Here is a 17,485-nt window from a genome sequence, read left to right as displayed (position 1 = left end):
TCCGTGTTTCATGATCTCTCCATGCAGAGAGACCAGCTATCCGGTCTTAGCTATCGTTTCCGATAGTTATCCCGATCTCAAGGGCAGGTTGCCTACGTGTTACTCACCCGTCCGCCGCTAACCCTTTCCCGAAGGAAAGAATCCGCTCGACTTGCATGTATTAGGCACGCCGCCAGCGTTCGTCCTGAGCCAGGATCAAACTCTCCAATAAGGTGTGGACAATCGCTTGTCCGTTATTGTTAAGCTCAATAGCTCAAAATTTACTGCTAGCGAGATTTTGCAATCTCTTGTTGTGGTCGCTTGCGCGACCGTTGTGCTTCTTCACTCGTTGTTCAGTTTTCAAAGAGCAATTATTATTGCGCCACCGTTTTAGCGGCGACTTTTATAATATATCACAGATAACTGTGCAATTGCAAGCGTCATTTTTTGTGAATTCTGTCATGAAACTTGCAAACTTTGCCGCTCTTGAAGCAGCGAATTATAAAGTATCATAACTTGTCCCGGAAAGTCAAGCGTCTTGCTGCAGAATTTTGAAAGGAGCTCAATGCAAGCTCCTGTTTCGCGCATATTTAGAAATTTCTTTGGGTGTCGCCAGGCGGGCATACATACGAAAGATCACTTTGTATCTGGATTCAATAGCTCCTTTAATCTCCTGATCGATGCGCTTGTCGTTTAAGTCAAAAAGCATTTCATCCAATTCTTTACGAAGCACGTAATCTAACTCTCTGCATTCCCTTTCATTGAACAAAAAACCGAGCATAACCCCATCAAAACCCCTCTCGACTGTAAATGCAGCACGAAAGCTCCCGACTGCTTTACTGTTATGCTCAGATTTTGCCAAATTTATGACGCGATATTTCAAAAATTTTATTGTCCGACGAGCCACATCGTCAGCGAGCTTTCAATTGCCGCAGCCACCAGCAGCGCGCCCGTAATCAAGACGCAAAGCGGCAAAGTCAGGTTAAAAACTCGCCGCAGTTCGCGCCGCGCCGTTTTTTTGTCATTCGGAACAAAGACTTGCAGGATCGATTTGCCGACCAATATGCCGAGCTTTAATCCATAGGCGCATGCCAGCATGACCATCGGCAGCTCAATGATGCCATGAGGCAAAATGCCTTTTACGATCAGCATGAGCAGATTGTCGCTGTGCTGCAAAGACAGCACATAACCGAGCACCATACCGTTGGTGACGAGCATGTACAGCGGCAGCACGCCGGCCAACAGACCGAGAAAAACGATCAAAATAGATTTCAATGCATTATTCAAAAAGATGACAATAAAAAACATCAGCTGCGGATGCTTGCTAGCCCCCAGCTTATCTCCCAGCTCCTGCAAGCCGCTAACCTGCGCGCCGAGGAACGAGGCGTATTGCCCCGAGAACTGCCATCCCAAATACAAGCTTGCTGTAAACACAAGCAGCACCACGATAAAGTAATGCTTCATCTCCTTAAAATGTGCAAACAAGCCGCGAAAATCCATACGGTTCCCTCCTCAAGCTGAAATACTGAAATGGCATAACTGGGCTGTGTACGAGCATACATTAGTATTAATGAAAACAAGCCTTACCGGCAAGTAGGGCGCGAAGGAGGTCTTCCGGACAAGTGAATTATTTTTGGGTGCTGAACGGCAAAAAGCTCAAGCAAGCCATTTTTATCGTCGTGGCTGTATTGTTTGCGGGCGCCATTGTTTACTCCGAGCAAAAGAACGTCTCCGTTTTCTCCAACGGAGAGCCTGCAGCCGTCTACAGCGTGCAAACGGACAAAAAAGTGATTGCCCTGACCTTCGATATCAGCTGGGGCGATAAGCGCACCGCCCCCATCCTCAAGGTGCTGGAGGACAAAAACGTCAAGAAAGCGACATTTTTCCTCTCTTCACCGTGGAGCCAAAGTCACGCCGACATTGTCCAGCATATCAAAAAGGATGGCTTTGAAATCGGCAGCCACGGCCACAAGCATGCGAACTACAGCTCAATGAACGATGAAGAGATCCGCAAGCAAATCTCTACCGCACATCAAATCTTAACTGAAATTGCCGGCACGCCGCCCAAGCTGCTTCGTTTGCCTAATGGCGATTTCGACAAGCGTGTGCTGCGCATTGCCGGCGAGCTCGGATACACGGTCATTCAATGGGATACGGATTCGCTCGACTGGATGAACAAGGGCGTCGATCATATCGTGGAGCGTGTCGTTTCCAAGGCTCACCCCGGCGACATCGTCCTGCTGCATGCCAGCGATTCCAGCAAACAAACCCATGAAGCGCTGCCGCAAATTATTGACCAACTGCGCGATAAGGGCTATGAGTTCGTCAGCGTCAGCGATCTGATGAAGCAGGCGCAAATTGACAACAAGCTGGTCGAGGATCAAGCCATGCTGCAAGTGGAATAGGCTAGAGCAAGAGAAAAGAGCTAAGTGATTAGCTCTTTTTCTTTTCGACCATTTTATGCAAAATCAAAATTTGGTACGCATTGCAGGCGAGCAGCGGTACAAACATATAAAAGGTCGAAGCGGCATTATTCAGCTTCAGCGCCGGCACGGCCTCCAGCACGGTAACAACCACCATGAAAAACAACGTGGGAATAAAAGCGTGCATATTCGTCAGCTTTTGCTTCCAATAAGAGACAGCCAGCGAAACGACCAGCAGTACTAGCGGCAGGACCGCATACCCGAGCCAGCTTCCGGAATCACCAAAATTCATCGTGCGAATCAGTACAAGCTCGAACAAGGTTATAGCGACCAGCAAAATTTGCGCGTAGTCCCAGATGATTTTTTTACGGAAAATACCCAATGCAATCATGCGAACGATCAAATAAGAGAAAAATCCCATTTGGCTCAAAATACTGATAATAGCGCCGCCCTGCACCATCGTAATCAAATTGAAACCCACACCACCTGAAGCCCAAATGACCGAAAATTCCTTATCGGACAGTTGCAGTCCGAAACCGACCAGAATCGAAACGCCCATGCCAAGCACCAGCGTTGTCCAGAACAAATGAAACCATTTACGCAGCGTCAAGCTGAAAACCTCCATCAGTCGAATCTAATAGTTAATTGTACCAACGTTTCAGGCAAAAAGCCAATGAATGGCGGTCATAATCTGCTTCGATCCTCACATACTACACCTATTAAGCCAGCGAAGGGAGTATGCTGCCATGTTGCCGATCTCGATAAGAAAATGGCCCTGGTTGACCGTGATTGCTGCACTTCCCCTGCTTCTCTCCTCCTGCGGAACGGACAACTCTGCTTCTGCGGGACAGTCCCAAGGAATGAATTACAAAGAAACAAAGACGATGGTGCTCGATATTCTCAAGTCGGAGGACGGGAAAAAAGCGATTAGTCTGGTTAACCGCAGTATTATGAACGGCGATGTCGGCGCTAACGGCATGGCCGGTCAGTCTCAGATCAAGCTGCTGTCCGCCAATGAATCGCTACAGCTGCAAATGGCGGTTAAGGATGTGCTGACGGCCCAGGAGAACAATAAATTTCTGCAAGATATGATGAAGGACCCGAAATTCGCGGGGGATTTCGCCAAAGCGATCCAGAAAGACACAAAGCAGATGTTTAAAGAGCTGTTGAAGGATCCCGAGTATCAAAAAAACATGGTCGACGTGATGAAAAATCCCGATTATGAAAAGCTGGTGCTGGATACGATGAAAACGGCTGCCTACCGCCAGCAAATGATGACGGTCATGCAGGATGCGATCCAAAGCCCGTTGTTCAGGGCTCAAATGGTCGATTTGCTGAAAGCGGCGATTGAGCAGCAAAGCCGGCCTGAGCAATTGCCTAGCGGGGCGCAAGGCCAGCAACAGCAGCAGAAACAAGCGAGTTCACAAAGCGGAAGTCAAAGCAGTCAGGACCAGCAGCAAAACAAGGAGTCGAGCAACTCCGAGGATTCCTCCGGCAGCAACGAGAAGCAGCAAAGCTCCGGACAAGAAGAAGACAGCTCTAACTCCGAATCGAGCGATGGCGACTCAAGCAAAAAGAAACAAAAAAACAATGAAGACAGCGATGGCTCAAATTAAATCCCAACCCGCCTTCAACGCAAAGGAACCGGAGCAGGCTACGCTCCGGTCCTCTTTGTTGTTCGCCAATCAGACGGGTCCCGATCGGCTAAACGTCTATTTGTTTCAACACGGCTTCTGCCAGCTCAAGATAAAGCTTGCCTGTCGTGGAATCCGCTTTGTAGACGGAAGGGGCATAATCCGGCTCGGAAACATGGTTGTCCGGCGCTCCAAGCGGAAGCTGGGCCAGCAGCTCGGCGTTCAGCTCTTCGGCCAGCTTGGCGCCGCCCCCTCGGCCGAACACGTAATCCTTTTCGCCGCAAGCTTTGCATGCATAATAAGCCATATTCTCCACGATACCGACAATTTCGTGATTCGTTTGCACGGCCATCGCGCCTGCGCGAGCGGCTACGAACGCAGCTGTAGCATGGGGAGTCGTCACGACGATTTCCTTGCTTTGCGGGATCATCTGATGCACGTCCAGCGCTACATCGCCCGTTCCCGGCGGCAAATCGAGCAAAATATAGTCGATATCGCCCCAGTTAACTTCGTTGAAGAAATTGCGCAGCATTTTGCCGAGCATCGGACCGCGCCAAATGACAGGCGCATTATCCTGAACGAAAAAGCCCATCGAGATGACTTTAACGCCAAACCGTTCAACCGGCTGAATCGCATTGTCGACAATCTGCGGACGATCTTCTATACCCATCATGTCCGGGATGCTGAACCCATAAATATCGGCGTCGACGATGCCGACCTTCTTGCCCAGCCGCGCCAGCGCTACCGCCAGATTGACGGTTACCGTCGATTTGCCGACGCCGCCCTTGCCGCTGGCAATCGCTATAAATTGCACGCCCGATGCAGGATCGAGCACCGAAGCCTTTGGAGCCGCTTGTGGCGCTGCCTGCTGCTGACGAGCCATCCCTTCAAGCGCTTCTTCTATTTGTTTCCGTTCGAAGTCGGTAATCATGCGAAAGCGGATATGCGTCTGTTCCACACCTTGCGCGCGAAGCGCTTCTTCAATACGGCTGCGTACGTCTTCGCGGTACGCCTCGTCATCGACCGTAGCGACAAAGGTCAGGGAAACGCTGTCCTCCTTCAACATGACGTCCCGCACCAGATTCAACTGCGACACGCTGCGTTGATATTGCGGATCGATCAAAGGCTCGACCGCTTTGACAAGCTCTTCTTTCGTTATCATTGCTACACCTCAACGGGACAAAGTAATCATGCGGGTATATTATATCATAAATCGCCTAAGATCCCACTTTTTCTCCCGATCCGTAACGCAAAATGCCTTGATATACCGCCGCAGCGACTTTTTTCTGATATGCTTCGTTGGCGAGCAATCTCGCTTCCTCGGGGTTGGAGAGAAAACCAACCTCAACGAGCGCGCTAGGAATTTTCAGCGTTTTCAACAAATAAATCGGATTGTCCGCTTGCTTGGCGATCCGGTCGGTATTCTCCAGATTGCGCTTGAGCTCGTCTTGAATCAAAGCAGCCAGATTGGCGTTGTCCGGATGATTCGGGTAAAAAAACGTCTGCGCTCCGCGCCATTTGGGCGAAGGAATGCTGTTCAAATGCACGCTGACAAAAAGATCGGCCTTCACGTTATCAATCAGCTCTGCGCGCTTGAGCAAATCCTCCGTTTTGCGCTTGCTGTACCCCTTCGTATCACTATTGGCCAAATCCTTGTCCTCCTCGCGGGTCATGATGACGACCGCGCCGGCCTGCTGCAAATAATCGCGCAGGTATAAGGTAATGGCCAGATTGATGTCTTTTTCAATAACGCCTTCCTTGCTTGCCGCTCCGCCGTCCGCCCCCCCGTGACCGGCATCCAGCGCAATCGTTTTGCCCGATAACGGCAAGGTCCATTCCGTCCAGGTTTTGGTTGCCGGCAGCTCGTAGCTGTAGATGAACACCACGAGAGCAAGCAGCAGGACCGACAGCGCCAGCTTCAAGCCACTGTGCAGGGTCAGCCATACAACCAGCCTTGTTTTTCTTTTCCGCATAAAAAAAATCCACCTCAGCTCCCCATAGACTCTGTAACATCTATATGGGACAGGGTGGACAAATATGCTTAACCGCCTACAGCTGCATCTCCTGCTCATTCATCCCTTCAATCAGCACCGCGGCGATTTCAGGACGCGTAAATTCCGGCGGCGGGCACTCTCCGCCTCTTAGCAGCGCGCGGACCTTCGTGCCGGACAAATGCAAATGCATCGACTTGTCATGCGGACACGTCTTGCTCGAAGCCATACTGCCGCATTTCGTGCAATAGAAGCTATGCTCGAAAAACAAAGGTGTAATACCGATTTCTTCTGCCGTAAAGTTGCTGAAAATCTCCTGTGCCTCGTACGTGCCGTAATAGTCGCCTACACCGGCATGGTCGCGACCAACGATGAAATGGGTGCAGCCGTAATTTTTGCGCACCATTGCATGGAAAATCGCTTCACGCGGGCCGGCGTAACGCATCGCTGCAGGGAATACGCCCAGAAAGGCATGATCGGCCGGGTAGTAGTTCTGGAGCAGCACCAGGTAGCTTTTCATGCGTACGTCAGCGGAAATGTCGTCCGATTTGGTCTCGCCTACCAGTGGATTGAGGAACAGTCCGTCAACGATCTCCATCGCCGCTTTCTGAATGTATTCATGCGCCCGATGAACCGGGTTGCGGGTTTGAAATCCAACCACCGTCCGCCAGCCTTTCCCGGCAAAAATGCGACGCGTTTCACTAGGATCAAAATAAAACGCCTCGAATTTCTTGGGCTTCGGCCGATTGAGCAGCTCAATCGAACCGCCTATATAGGTGGAAGGACGAGAAAAGAGCTTGCTGACGCCCGGATGCGCCCTATCATCGGTTTTAAACACCTTCAGGGCTTCGTTGCTGTGATCAACCTGATAAATGCTGCTTACATCCATTGTCGCGTACACCACGTTATCCTCTTCGCCGACAAGCGCAATTGCTTCACCGACATGTAGCGTAGCGGCAACCTCGGGCGCAACAGCCAGCGTAATCGGAATACTCCAAACCGTACCGTCCGCCAAACGCATGGATTCGACAACCGAATTGTAATCTGCTTCGTTCATAAATCCTGTAAGTGGAGAGAAAGCGCCTACTGCAATCAAATCGAGATCGGATATCGTCCAAGCGTTCACACGCAGCTGCTTCAAAGCTGCTGCTTGCTGCAGCGCTTGTTCTTTTTGTTCCTCGGGAACAAGACGGTTAATCAGCGTGCCACCATGCGGGAGAATCCTCGACATGAGGGGTCACCTCCGTACCGATATTATTTGTGCAGTCCACATTCTGTTTTGTCCGTATTCGACCAGCGTCCTGCACGCGGGTCTTCGCCTTCCGCTACCTGGCGCGTGCAGTGCTCGCAGCCAATGCTCGGATAGTTGCGGTCATGCAGCGGGTTGTAAATAACATCATTAGCCCGGATGTAGTTCCACACGTCCTCGCTGGTCCAGTTGGCCAACGGGTTGAATTTAATCAGGCCGAACTTCACGTCGTATTCGACTTTTTTGGCATTGGCGCGGGTAGGCGCTTGATCGCGGCGGATGCCGGTAATCCAGGCATCGTAGTTTCTGAGGATGTCGGTCAGCGGATCCACTTTTCGAATATTGCAGCATTGGTTCGCATCGGTCTTCCAGAGCTCGTCGCCGAATTGGGCCGCTTGCTCCTCCAGCGTCAGCTTAGGCAATACTTGCACAAATTTCGTCCCATAGTGCTGCTCCAAGCGGTCTCTGGTTTCGTAAGTTTCAGCAAAATGGACGTTCGTATCCAAATAGAAAATATCTACGTTGGGATTGATCTTTTGCAGCATATCAACAAGCACGACGTCTTCAGCGCCGAAGCTGCAAGCCAATGTTAATTTCGGAAAGGTTTCAATAGCCAGACGCAGCAGGGCTTCGGGGGGTTGATTTTCGAATTCTTCGGCGGCTTTCGCTACAAAAGCTTCTTTTTCAAATAAATTCATAATGGAATCCTCCTTTAAGTTTTTTAAATCCGACTTCCGTCGTATGAATTAGCTTTATTATAAAGCAGTCAGCAGGAAACTTCAACGACTTTTTCTCATTTTGGTTTTTTCTCCCGATCGATCCACCCTTTATCTTATGAACTCGGGGCTTTTTGGTGAAAAAGAAAAAACCTTTTCGGCAAATTGCAGAAAAGGTTTGATCTCAGGCCGTATGGCCGTATTAACGTTTCGAGAATTGAGGTGCGCGACGAGCAGCTTTCAGACCGTATTTCTTACGTTCTTTCATGCGTGGATCGCGAGTCAGGAAGCCGGCCTTTTTCAAGGAGCCGCGGTATTCCGGATCTGCTTTCAGCAGTGCGCGGGAGATACCATGACGGATGGCTCCAGCTTGTCCGCTGATGCCGCCGCCGTGAGCAATAACGAGAACATCGTATTTGCCCAGAGTTTCTGTCAGGTTCAGCGGTTGTTTAACGATCAGCTTCAACGTTTCCAGACCGAAATATTCATCCAGATTACGTTTATTGATAACGATACGTCCTTCACCCGGTACAAGGCGCACACGCGCTACCGAATGTTTACGACGACCTGTTCCATAGTATTGAACTTGTGCCACAAAACAGTCCTCCCTTTATATTATCCGCGAAGTTCCCAAGCTTCAGGTTGTTGTGCTTGGTGTGGATGCTCAGCGCCGCCATAAACTTTCAGCTTGGTTTTCAAGCTGTCGCCCAGACGGTTCTTAGGCAGCATACCGTGTACAGCCAGTTCGATCATGCGATCCGGCTTGTTGTTCAGCATATCCTGAGCTGTTGTAACTTTCAAACCGCCCGGATACAGGGAGTGACGATAGTATTTCTTGTCAGTCAATTTCTTGCCTGTCAATTTGATCTGCGATGCATTGATGACGACTACGAAATCGCCGGTATCTACGTGCGGAGTAAATTCCGGCTTATGCTTGCCGCGGATGATGCTGGCAACTTCACTGGCCAGACGGCCAAGCGTTTGACCCGCAGCGTCAACAATGTACCATTTACGCTCAACTTGATTTGGCTTCGCCATATATGTGGTACGCATGCTTAATCCTCCTAAATATATCACGTTACATCTTCGTTATCATATCCGTTGTCTTGCATGTGATGGATGTTTGGCAGCTTCAGGACCTCGGGGCCGTGGGGTAGCCGATCAAGAAACGCCAATTAATATTGTACAATAGATGAGTTGCAGAATCAAGTCAAAATTTATGGATGTTAATACTCCACATGCCACAGCATCAACCCGACCGCCTCCGCTGTCGGTCCCGCCGCCTTCCGGCTACAGGCCTCGAGAATACGCTTCATATCGCCACTGCTGCGTTTGCCCTCGCCAATTTGCAGCAAAGTACCCACTACGATGCGAACCATATTGTACAAAAAGCCGTTCCCCGTCAGAAATATCCGTATCTGTTCGTTGGCTTCCGTACCGAATTGCCGTTCCTCTTGGACTTCCAAGTAGGCCTCAAATACCGTACGCACCCGAATTTCCTTGTCTGTTCTTACCGTGCAAAACGATGTAAAATCATGCTCGCCCACCAGACAGGGGAGCGCCTCTCTCATAGCTTCCACGTCGAGCTTTCTCGGATGATGCAATTCATAGTGCCGGTGAAAGATATCAGGGAAACGCGCCCTCCGAATGGTATAGCAGTATGTTTTACGTTTGGCCGCTCTGCGTGCATGAAACGACAGCGGAACTTCTTCCGCATGCAAAACGGCAATGTCATTCGGCAGCCGGCCGTTAAGCGCCAAGCACCAACGTTCCAGCGGTATCGCCGATTGAGTCACAAAATTAATGACTTGCGCGCGAGCGTGCACACCAGCGTCCGTACGACCGGATGAGATCACCTTGACCGATTCTCCGGTGAGCTTGAAGACCGCCGCCTCAATTTCACCTTGAATTGTCACGCCGTTCGGTTGGATTTGAAACCCGCAGTAGGCGGTGCCGTCATAGCTGATGATAAAGCGTAAATTTCTCACTGCCACTCCCCCGCGAGCCATCAATTCCGTGAAGACTGCAAAAAAAGGGCTTCATCAGAATCAATGATTCCGTCCACCCTTTCCCATCCGTTTTATGCCCGATCTACCAGCTCTAAGTATACCATAGGCGCTGCATCGCCACGGCGCGGTCCCAGTTTCAGGATGCGCGTGTAGCCGCCTGGACGCTCGGAGTAGCGAGTAGCCAATTCGGAGAAAAGCTTTTGGATCGCGTCTTGGTTCTCGTTAGCTGCCTCTCTGCGAACAAAAGCAGCCACCTGACGGCGAGCGTGAAGGTCTCCGCGTTTCGCCAGCGTAATCAGCTTCTCGGCGATCGAACGAAGTTCCTTTGCTTTTGCTTCGGTTGTTTGAATGCGTTCATGGATAAACAGATCGGTTACCAGGTCGCGGAACAATGCTTTACGCGAGCTGGAATCACGATTCAGTTTCTTGTAGTTCATTTCGTTAACCTCCTTCTGTCTGGATTATTCCTCGGTGCGCAGGCCCAATCCGAGCTCTTCGAGCTTCTCTTGGACTTCTTCAAGCGATTTACGGCCCAGGTTACGCACTTTCATCATATCTTCTTCGGTTTTGGTAATCAGCTCTTGTACGGTGTTAATACCGGCACGTTTGAGGCAGTTGTAGGAACGGACCGAAAGATCCAGCTCTTCGATAGTCATCTCGAGCACTTTTTCTTTCTTGTCCTCTTCCTTCTCTACCATAATCTCGGCATCCTTCGCTTCATCGGTCAAACCGACAAACAAGAGCAGGTGTTCCGTCAAGATTTTGGCGCCCAGGCTGACTGCTTCCTCAGGACGAATGCTGGCGTCAGTCCACACTTCAAGCGTCAGCTTGTCGTAGTTGGTTACTTGGCCAACACGCGTATTTTCGATGCTGTAATTGACGCGGGTAATCGGCGTGTAGATCGAATCGATCGGAATAACGCCGATCGGCTGGTCTTCACGTTTGTTTTTGTCCGACTGCACGTAGCCGCGGCCGCGATTCGCATGAATACGCATGTGAAGACGAGAATCTGCAGAGAGCGTGGCAATATGCAGATCCGGGTTAAGAATCTCCACATCGCTATCGCCGCGGATATCGGCAGCCGTTACCGGCCCTTCGCCTTCAGCATCAATTTCAAGAATTTTCTCCTCATCGGAGTGAATCTTCAGCGACAAACCCTTGAGGTTAAGGATAATTTCCGTAACATCCTCAAGCACGCCGGGAATCGTCGAAAATTCATGCAAAACGCCATCGATTTGGACGGAGGTCACCGCTGCTCCGGGTAAGGAGGACAGCAAGATACGACGTAATGAGTTTCCTAACGTGGTACCGTAGCCCCGTTCCAACGGCTCTACGACAAACTTGCCATAGGAGCCGTCTTCACTCAAAGCTACAGTTTCTATTTTTGGCTTTTCAATTTCGATCATGAAATGTACCCTCCATTCAAACACGTCGTTTCCTCTGGATACGTAGGTAAAATTTGTTAGTATGCCTATCCTTCAAAACCATTATTCACGATTTTGCGATATTTATACTACAAAGTGACCCCTGAATTATACGCGACGACGTTTTGGAGGACGGCAACCATTGTGTGGGATCGGAGTCACGTCTTTAATCAGGTTAACTTCCAGACCCGCAGCTTGCAAAGAGCGAATTGCTGCTTCGCGGCCGGCGCCAGGTCCTTTCACCATCACTTCAACTGCTTTCATCCCATGTTCCATAGCTGCTTTTGCTGCGGACTCAGCGGCCATTTGCGCTGCGAAAGGCGTGCTTTTACGGGAACCTTTGAAGCCCAGGTTACCGGCGCTAGCCCAAGAAATCGCATTGCCGTGAGGATCTGTAATTGTCACGATCGTGTTGTTGAATGTAGAACGAATGTGAGCTACGCCAGACTCGATATTTTTCCGGTCGCGACGTTTCGTCCGAACTACCTTTTTAGGTTTTGCCATGTGCTCTAACCCCCTTTATTATTTCTTCTTATTCGCTACAGTACGACGAGGACCTTTACGGGTACGCGCGTTTGTTTTCGTGCGTTGTCCGCGAACAGGCAGGCCGCGACGGTGACGCAGACCACGGTAGGAACCGATCTCGATCAGACGCTTGATGTTCAGGGAGATCTCACGACGCAGATCGCCTTCCACTTTCAGCGATTTGTCGATGACGTCACGAATTTTACTTACTTCGTCTTCCGTCAGATCGCGCACGCGAGTATCAGCGCTGATACCTGTAGTATCAATGATTTTTTGCGCAGTCGTGTTTCCGATGCCGAAAATGTAAGTCAAAGCGATGACGACGCGCTTGTCACGCGGTAAGTCAACTCCAGCAATACGAGCCATTTAAAGGTGCACCTCCTTTTATCCTTGTTTTTGTTTATGCTTCGGATTTTCACAAATAACCATTACGTTGCCTTTGCGACGAATAACCTTACATTTCTCGCAAATCGGCTTGACAGACGGTCTTACCTTCACTTCGAACCCCTCCTTAAGATATCGTAAGCACCATGTTGCGTTTTCGTTAGAAAACTTGCTTCGTAAGCATACGCCTTGAGAGAGTAACTTACTTATAAGCCGAACATTTATTTAAATCGGTAGGTTATACGGCCTCTTGTCAAATCATAAGGCGATAATTCTACGGTAACCTTGTCGCCTGGCAAAATGCGGATAAAGTGCATACGGATTTTGCCGGAAACGTGGGCTAGAATTTTATGACCATTTTCCAATTCAACCTTAAACATTGCATTCGGAAGAGGTTCAATCACTGTACCTTCTACTTCAATTACATCTTCTTTGGCCACAGTCATTCTCCTTTCTCATGTGCTTCTGCTTGCAGATGGTCCAAAAATTTGGCAATCGCAAACCTCAACTTGGCATTGGTAACACGACCTGTTTCCTGGATGCTGCCTGCAACTTCCGCGCTGATCGCGTTCTGCAATTGAAGATGAATCAGGTTCTTCTTTTTCGGCTGATCGAATTTGCGGGAAGCGCCGTCCGCCAGAAGCGCAAAGCGCGAATCCACAAGTCCGACCACGACGGCATAAGGAGCGGGGTCTCTGCCGCGAAGCACCTTTACGATTTGACCGATTTCGGGGATTTGCCTATCCATGCAGCTCACCTAATCCTTGCATACCGTCAAGATTTCGTAGCCGTCGGCTGTAATCGCAACCGTATGCTCGAAATGAGCGCACCAAGTGCCGTCCTCCGTGACAACCGTCCAGTCGTCTTCGAGCGTTTTGACGAATCTCTCTCCAACGATAACCATCGGCTCTATGGCTAACACCATACCCGGCTTCAAGCGAGGTCCTTTGTCCGGCACGCCGTAATTCGGAATTTGCGGCTCCTCATGGAGTTCAGTGCCAATGCCGTGTCCGACATACTCCCGAACGACCGAGAAGCCCGCATCTTCAATACAGGTTTGAATCGCATGCGAAAGCGTGTAGAGCCTTACTTCCGGCTTTGCTTGGGCAATGCCCTGATACAACGACTTTTCAGTAACCTCCAGCAAACGCTGTGCCGTTTCCGAAATGGCGCCGACCGGATATGTCCAAGCGGAATCGCCGTGGTAGCCTTTGTACTTGGCGCCGATATCGATGCTGATAATGTCGCCTTCCGCCAGCTTCCGTGAACCAGGAATGCCGTGAACCAATTCTTCATTGACAGAAGCACAAATGCTGCCGGGAAAACCGTTGTAGCCTTTGAAAGATGGAGTCGCTCCCTGACTGCGAATGTATTCCTCAGCGATTTGATCAAGTTCTTTCGTTGTAATGTTCGGACGAATCGCCCTTGCCAGCAAGCGGTGCGTCTCAGCTACGATCCGACCTGCTTCTCGCATAAGGTCCAGTTCAACCTCGGACTTACAAATGATCATTACGCTAATCCTCTCAACAGTGAGCTGATCTGTGCGGTTACCGCATCAATATCCTGTTCGCCGTTAACCTCACGCAACATTTCCGTCTTTTGGTAGTACTCCAGCAGCGGAGCTGTTTTGTTCGTGTACTCGTCCAGGCGGGTACCGACTTTTTCCTCGGTGTCGTCTGAACGCTGGTACAGCTCGCCGCCGCACTTATCGCAAACGCCTTCCTGCTTCGGCGGGTTAAAGACCACATGATAGGTAGAACCACAAGATTTGCAAATTCTGCGGCCGGTCAGCCGCGGCAGCAAGTAGCTGCGATCGACGGCCAGATTCAGCACGAGCTCAATCTTTTTGTCCAAGGATTGCAAGATCTGGTCAAGTGCTTCTGCCTGCGCGATGGTTCTAGGGAAACCGTCCAGCAAAAAGCCCTTTTCGCAATCCGGCTGGGCAAGCCGTTCTTTCACAATGCCGTTCGTGATTTCATCCGGAACAAGCAGTCCCTTGTCGACATATCCCTTCGCTTCGACGCCAAGCGGCGTGCCTTGGCTCATCGCCAGACGAAACGCGTCGCCGGTCGAGATATGAGGAATTTGAAATTCACTCACGATTCTTTCCGCCTGCGTACCTTTGCCTGCACCAGGAGGACCCATAAAAATTACGTTCACCTTTTGACTCCCTCCCATCGCACTCGGCCATACGAACAGCACAATAGGTGCCGATGTCGCGGAAACGCCCCATCAGAACCTATTTGCTATTTATTGATAAACCCTTTGTAATGACGCTTGATCAATTGGCTTTCGATTTGCTTCATCGTCTCAAGACCAACGCCTACTACGATCAGCAATGAAGTACCACCGATCCGAACGGAGTTTGGCAAGCCCGCCAGCTGTCCGAAGAACATCGGCAGGATGGAGATCGCAGCCAGGAACAGCGCGCCGGAAAGCGTAATTCTGGTCATTACGCGAGTCAGATAGACGGAGGTTGTTTTGCCTGGGCGAATGCCCGGAATGTAGCCGCCGTTCTTTTTCATCTGATCCGCCATTTGAACCGGGTTAATTTGAACAAACGTGTAGAAATAGGTGAAACCGATAATCAACAGCACGTAAAGCACCATGCCCAGCGGAGCTGTGTAGCTCAGGTTGTTGATGATCCAGTCGGCCACGACATTACCTCTCCAGTAACTTGCGATCGTGGGAGGAAATACGAGCAGCGACAGGGCAAAGATGACCGGGATAACGCCCGCAGCATTCACTTTCAAAGGAATGTGCGTCGTTTGACCGCCGTACATTTTGCGACCGACAACACGTTTGGCATACTGAACAGGAATTTTACGCACGCCTTGCTGAACGAAGATGACCCCGGCGATGATCGCAATCACGACCAGCAGGATGAGGACAATCTTCACAATGTTCAAGAACAAAGCACCACTGGCATCCGTAAACAACGTTTTGTAAATTTGCTGAATGCCCCGTGGAATCGCTGCGACGATACCCGCGAAGATGATAATGGAAATACCGTTTCCAATCCCATTCTCGGTGATTTGCTCTCCAAGCCACATCAGGAAGGACGTTCCTGCTGTCAACACAATTGCGATCAAAGCATAGGTGGTAAAGCTAGGCTCTACAACGAGACCTGTGTACAAACGGTTAAAGCCGACCGAAAGACTGAACGCCTGAACCAAACCGAGTACAATCGTGCCGTAGCGCGTGAATTGACCTAATTTCCTTCTGCCTACTTCGCCTTCCTTCGCCCATTGCGCAAAACGCGGAATGACGTCCATCGAAAGCAGCTGGACGATAATGGAAGCCGTAATGTAAGGCATAATTCCCATCGCGAAGATGGAGAATTGAAAGAGCGCCCCACCGGAGAAGGTGTTGAGCAGCCCGAAGACGTCGCTTTGATTCGCTTGGTCTTGGAGTTTCAAAACATCTGTATTAATGTTAGGCACCGGAATAAAGGCACCTACTCTGTAGACGATCAGCACCAGTAATGTAAACAATATCCGTTTGCGCAGATCTTCTACTTTGAAGATGTTGGATATGGTATTAAACATTAAATCACCTCGGTTTGACCGCCGGCAGCTTGGATTTTCTCAACGGCTGATTGAGAGAACTTATTCGCTTTAACGGTTAATTTTACTGTGATTTCACCGTTTCCTAAAATCTTGATTCCATCTTTAGGAGCCTTGACAATACCGGATTCCAGCAATACTTCCGGAGTTACCTCGGTACCAGCTGCGAAATTATTCAGTTCCTCCAGGTTTACGATAGCAAACTCTTTGCGGAAGCGGTTGTTGAATCCGCGTTTAGGCAAACGACGGTACAACGGATTTTGTCCGCCTTCGAATCCGGGACGAACACCCCCGCCGGAACGTGCATTTTGACCTTTATGACCGCGAGTCGCTGTTTTACCCATGCCGCTACCCGTACCGCGACCTACACGTTTACGAGATTGGCGGGAGCCTTCTGCAGGGCTAAGTTCATGTAACTTCATCGTTGCACACCTCCTCTAATTCTGAATGTTAGCTATTTATGCTTCGATTTCTTTCACTTCAACGAGATGACTGACTTGGTTGACCATGCCGCGGATTGCCGCGTTGTCGTTATGAACAACCGTTTGGTGCAGCTTGCGCAGGCCCAGCGTTTTCACAGTGATGCGTTGTGTTTCTGGACGACCGATCAAGCTGCGTTTCAGGGTAACTTCTAATTTTTTAGCCATGTGTACCCCTCCTTAACCCAGCAGCTCTTCAACCGATTTACCGCGGAGCTTAGCGACTTCTTCCGCTCTTTTCAGGCGGCTGAGTCCTTCAAGCGTTGCGTTAACCATGTTGATGGAGTTGGAAGAACCAAGGGATTTGGTCAAAATATCGCCGATACCTGCAAGCTCAAGCACCGCACGGACAGGGCCGCCGGCGATCACGCCTGTACCTTGGGAAGCCGGCTTCAGCAGAACGCGTCCTGCGCCGAAACGGCCAGTAACCAGGTGAGGAATCGATGTACCCACGATAGGAACGTGGATCAGGTTCTTTTTCGCATCTTCAATGCCTTTGCGAATGGCGTCCGGAACCTCGGATGCTTTACCGATGCCAGCTCCAACCCAACCGTTGCCGTCACCAACGACAACCAGTGCGCTGAAACTGAAGCGGCGTCCGCCTTTTACTACTTTAGCTACGCGATTGATATTCACAACTTTTTCAGTGAGTTCTAAAGTATTGGGATCTACACGCAAGTCGTTTACCTCCTTATAGGTTTCTTAGAATTCCAGTCCTGCTTCACGAGCTGCGTCGGCCAAAGCCTGCACACGTCCGTGATACAAATATCCGCCGCGGTCGAAAACGACCTTTTCCACACCTTTTTCTTTCGCACGTTGCGCGATCAGTTCACCGACTTTGCGAGCAGCGTCTACGTTACCGCCATTCTCTACTTGACCTTTCAGGTCTTTGTCTTGAGTGGAAGCGGACGCGATGGTGACGCCTTGCACGTCGTCGATGATTTGCGCGTACATATGCTTGGAGGAGCGGAAAATGTTCAAACGCGGGCGAGCCGTTGTTCCTTCGATTTTCTTACGAACGCGAAGGTGTCTTTTCAGACGGGCTTTGTTTTTATCGCCTTTTGTAATCATGAGAGTTGCACTCCTTTCGTCAATAGTTAGGAAGC

At 50.1% G+C, this 17,485-nt stretch carries 26 protein-coding genes and 1 rRNA gene; 2 read left to right on the top strand and 25 right to left on the bottom strand.

Features of this window, described 5'->3' with window-relative positions:
• From B5M42_RS24635 to B5M42_RS24625, 3 genes are all read right to left on the bottom strand, one after another.
• Positions 1 to 211: ribosomal RNA gene (locus tag B5M42_RS24635) — 16S ribosomal RNA — on the bottom strand; the annotation flags it as partial.
• Positions 212 to 541: 330 nt separating this feature from the next.
• Positions 542 to 760, bottom strand: a complete 219-nt coding sequence (locus B5M42_RS24630) for a hypothetical protein (protein WP_134756147.1) — start codon at positions 758 to 760, stop codon at positions 542 to 544.
• A gap of 107 nt (positions 761 to 867) precedes the next feature.
• On the bottom strand, positions 868 to 1,479 hold the full coding sequence (locus B5M42_RS24625) for a stage II sporulation protein M (RefSeq protein WP_134756139.1): 612 nt from the start codon (positions 1,477 to 1,479) through the stop codon (positions 868 to 870).
• Positions 1,480 to 1,601: 122 nt separating this feature from the next.
• On the opposite strand from B5M42_RS24625, the gene pdaB reads away from it, so the two are divergent.
• Positions 1,602 to 2,384: a polysaccharide deacetylase family sporulation protein PdaB gene (gene pdaB / locus B5M42_RS24620; RefSeq protein ID WP_134756137.1), complete on the top strand. Its 783-nt coding sequence runs from the start codon at positions 1,602 to 1,604 to the stop codon at positions 2,382 to 2,384.
• A gap of 28 nt (positions 2,385 to 2,412) precedes the next feature.
• On the opposite strand, the gene B5M42_RS24615 is transcribed toward pdaB, so the two are convergent.
• Positions 2,413 to 3,012 carry a KinB-signaling pathway activation protein gene (locus B5M42_RS24615; RefSeq protein ID WP_134756135.1) on the bottom strand — a complete coding sequence of 200 codons (600 nt, stop codon included), beginning with the start codon at positions 3,010 to 3,012 and terminating at the stop codon, positions 2,413 to 2,415.
• A 67-nt stretch (positions 3,013 to 3,079) separates the two neighbouring features.
• On the opposite strand from B5M42_RS24615, the gene gerD reads away from it, so the two are divergent.
• Positions 3,080 to 4,018: a spore germination lipoprotein GerD gene (gerD, locus tag B5M42_RS24610; RefSeq protein ID WP_329959374.1), complete on the top strand. Its 939-nt coding sequence runs from the start codon at positions 3,080 to 3,082 to the stop codon at positions 4,016 to 4,018.
• Between the two features lie 88 nt (positions 4,019 to 4,106).
• Here gerD and B5M42_RS24605 read toward each other — a convergent pair whose 3' ends face one another.
• The 21 genes from B5M42_RS24605 to rplR form a co-directional block, all read right to left on the bottom strand.
• Positions 4,107 to 5,198 carry an Mrp/NBP35 family ATP-binding protein gene (locus B5M42_RS24605; RefSeq protein WP_134756132.1) on the bottom strand — a complete coding sequence of 364 codons (1,092 nt, stop codon included), beginning with the start codon at positions 5,196 to 5,198 and terminating at the stop codon, positions 4,107 to 4,109.
• A gap of 55 nt (positions 5,199 to 5,253) precedes the next feature.
• Positions 5,254 to 6,009 carry an N-acetylmuramoyl-L-alanine amidase CwlD gene (gene cwlD / locus B5M42_RS24600; RefSeq protein ID WP_134756131.1) on the bottom strand — a complete coding sequence of 252 codons (756 nt, stop codon included), beginning with the start codon at positions 6,007 to 6,009 and terminating at the stop codon, positions 5,254 to 5,256.
• Positions 6,010 to 6,085: 76 nt separating this feature from the next.
• Positions 6,086 to 7,258: a sulfate adenylyltransferase gene (gene sat / locus B5M42_RS24595; protein ID WP_134756130.1), complete on the bottom strand. Its 1,173-nt coding sequence runs from the start codon at positions 7,256 to 7,258 to the stop codon at positions 6,086 to 6,088.
• 23 nt (positions 7,259 to 7,281) lie between these two features.
• Entirely contained in the window at positions 7,282 to 7,974 is a 693-nt protein-coding gene (locus B5M42_RS24590; RefSeq protein WP_134756129.1) for a phosphoadenylyl-sulfate reductase, read from the bottom strand.
• Between the two features lie 220 nt (positions 7,975 to 8,194).
• Entirely contained in the window at positions 8,195 to 8,587 is a 393-nt protein-coding gene (gene rpsI / locus B5M42_RS24585; RefSeq protein WP_134756128.1) for a 30S ribosomal protein S9, read from the bottom strand.
• Positions 8,588 to 8,607: 20 nt separating this feature from the next.
• Positions 8,608 to 9,045 (bottom strand): 50S ribosomal protein L13, encoded by a 438-nt coding sequence (gene rplM / locus B5M42_RS24580; RefSeq protein ID WP_134756127.1) that lies wholly within the window; start codon positions 9,043 to 9,045, stop codon positions 8,608 to 8,610.
• Positions 9,046 to 9,218: 173 nt separating this feature from the next.
• Positions 9,219 to 9,980 carry a tRNA pseudouridine(38-40) synthase TruA gene (gene truA / locus B5M42_RS24575; protein WP_134756125.1) on the bottom strand — a complete coding sequence of 254 codons (762 nt, stop codon included), beginning with the start codon at positions 9,978 to 9,980 and terminating at the stop codon, positions 9,219 to 9,221.
• A 92-nt stretch (positions 9,981 to 10,072) separates the two neighbouring features.
• Positions 10,073 to 10,438: a 50S ribosomal protein L17 gene (gene rplQ, locus B5M42_RS24570; protein WP_134756123.1), complete on the bottom strand. Its 366-nt coding sequence runs from the start codon at positions 10,436 to 10,438 to the stop codon at positions 10,073 to 10,075.
• 24 nt (positions 10,439 to 10,462) lie between these two features.
• Positions 10,463 to 11,407, bottom strand: a complete 945-nt coding sequence (locus B5M42_RS24565) for a DNA-directed RNA polymerase subunit alpha (protein ID WP_134756121.1) — start codon at positions 11,405 to 11,407, stop codon at positions 10,463 to 10,465.
• A 126-nt stretch (positions 11,408 to 11,533) separates the two neighbouring features.
• Positions 11,534 to 11,929 (bottom strand): 30S ribosomal protein S11, encoded by a 396-nt coding sequence (gene rpsK, locus B5M42_RS24560; protein ID WP_134756119.1) that lies wholly within the window; start codon positions 11,927 to 11,929, stop codon positions 11,534 to 11,536.
• A gap of 18 nt (positions 11,930 to 11,947) precedes the next feature.
• Positions 11,948 to 12,316: a 30S ribosomal protein S13 gene (rpsM, locus tag B5M42_RS24555; protein ID WP_134756117.1), complete on the bottom strand. Its 369-nt coding sequence runs from the start codon at positions 12,314 to 12,316 to the stop codon at positions 11,948 to 11,950.
• Positions 12,317 to 12,334: 18 nt separating this feature from the next.
• Positions 12,335 to 12,448 carry a 50S ribosomal protein L36 gene (rpmJ, locus tag B5M42_RS24550; RefSeq protein ID WP_003333770.1) on the bottom strand — a complete coding sequence of 38 codons (114 nt, stop codon included), beginning with the start codon at positions 12,446 to 12,448 and terminating at the stop codon, positions 12,335 to 12,337.
• A 107-nt stretch (positions 12,449 to 12,555) separates the two neighbouring features.
• On the bottom strand, positions 12,556 to 12,774 hold the full coding sequence (gene infA / locus B5M42_RS24545) for a translation initiation factor IF-1 (RefSeq protein ID WP_009676800.1): 219 nt from the start codon (positions 12,772 to 12,774) through the stop codon (positions 12,556 to 12,558).
• Positions 12,775 to 12,776: 2 nt separating this feature from the next.
• On the bottom strand, positions 12,777 to 13,082 hold the full coding sequence (locus tag B5M42_RS24540) for a KOW domain-containing RNA-binding protein (RefSeq protein WP_134756115.1): 306 nt from the start codon (positions 13,080 to 13,082) through the stop codon (positions 12,777 to 12,779).
• Positions 13,083 to 13,091: 9 nt separating this feature from the next.
• Positions 13,092 to 13,844 carry a type I methionyl aminopeptidase gene (gene map, locus B5M42_RS24535; protein WP_134756113.1) on the bottom strand — a complete coding sequence of 251 codons (753 nt, stop codon included), beginning with the start codon at positions 13,842 to 13,844 and terminating at the stop codon, positions 13,092 to 13,094.
• Positions 13,844 to 14,494: an adenylate kinase gene (locus tag B5M42_RS24530; protein ID WP_134756111.1), complete on the bottom strand. Its 651-nt coding sequence runs from the start codon at positions 14,492 to 14,494 to the stop codon at positions 13,844 to 13,846. Before B5M42_RS24530 ends, map begins: the two co-directional genes overlap by 1 nt.
• 86 nt (positions 14,495 to 14,580) lie before the next feature.
• Positions 14,581 to 15,882 carry a preprotein translocase subunit SecY gene (gene secY / locus B5M42_RS24525; protein ID WP_134756109.1) on the bottom strand — a complete coding sequence of 434 codons (1,302 nt, stop codon included), beginning with the start codon at positions 15,880 to 15,882 and terminating at the stop codon, positions 14,581 to 14,583.
• Complete coding sequence (gene rplO, locus B5M42_RS24520; RefSeq protein WP_134756107.1) at positions 15,882 to 16,322, bottom strand: 50S ribosomal protein L15; 441 nt, start codon at positions 16,320 to 16,322, stop codon at positions 15,882 to 15,884. The genes secY and rplO overlap by 1 nt, the downstream gene beginning before the upstream one ends.
• Positions 16,323 to 16,358: 36 nt before the next feature.
• Positions 16,359 to 16,547: a 50S ribosomal protein L30 gene (gene rpmD / locus B5M42_RS24515; RefSeq protein WP_134756105.1), complete on the bottom strand. Its 189-nt coding sequence runs from the start codon at positions 16,545 to 16,547 to the stop codon at positions 16,359 to 16,361.
• Between the two features lie 12 nt (positions 16,548 to 16,559).
• Positions 16,560 to 17,057: a 30S ribosomal protein S5 gene (gene rpsE / locus B5M42_RS24510; protein WP_134756103.1), complete on the bottom strand. Its 498-nt coding sequence runs from the start codon at positions 17,055 to 17,057 to the stop codon at positions 16,560 to 16,562.
• Positions 17,058 to 17,081: 24 nt separating this feature from the next.
• On the bottom strand, positions 17,082 to 17,450 hold the full coding sequence (rplR, locus tag B5M42_RS24505; protein WP_134756101.1) for a 50S ribosomal protein L18: 369 nt from the start codon (positions 17,448 to 17,450) through the stop codon (positions 17,082 to 17,084).
• Positions 17,451 to 17,485 lie beyond the last annotated feature (35 nt).

The organism is Paenibacillus athensensis (genome assembly GCF_004514475.2).
Classification (GTDB): domain Bacteria; phylum Bacillota; class Bacilli; order Paenibacillales; family NBRC-103111; genus Paenibacillus_AL; species Paenibacillus_AL athensensis.
The sequence above is the reverse complement of the archived record's forward strand: the minus strand, read 5'-3'. Positions and strand labels throughout refer to the sequence as shown.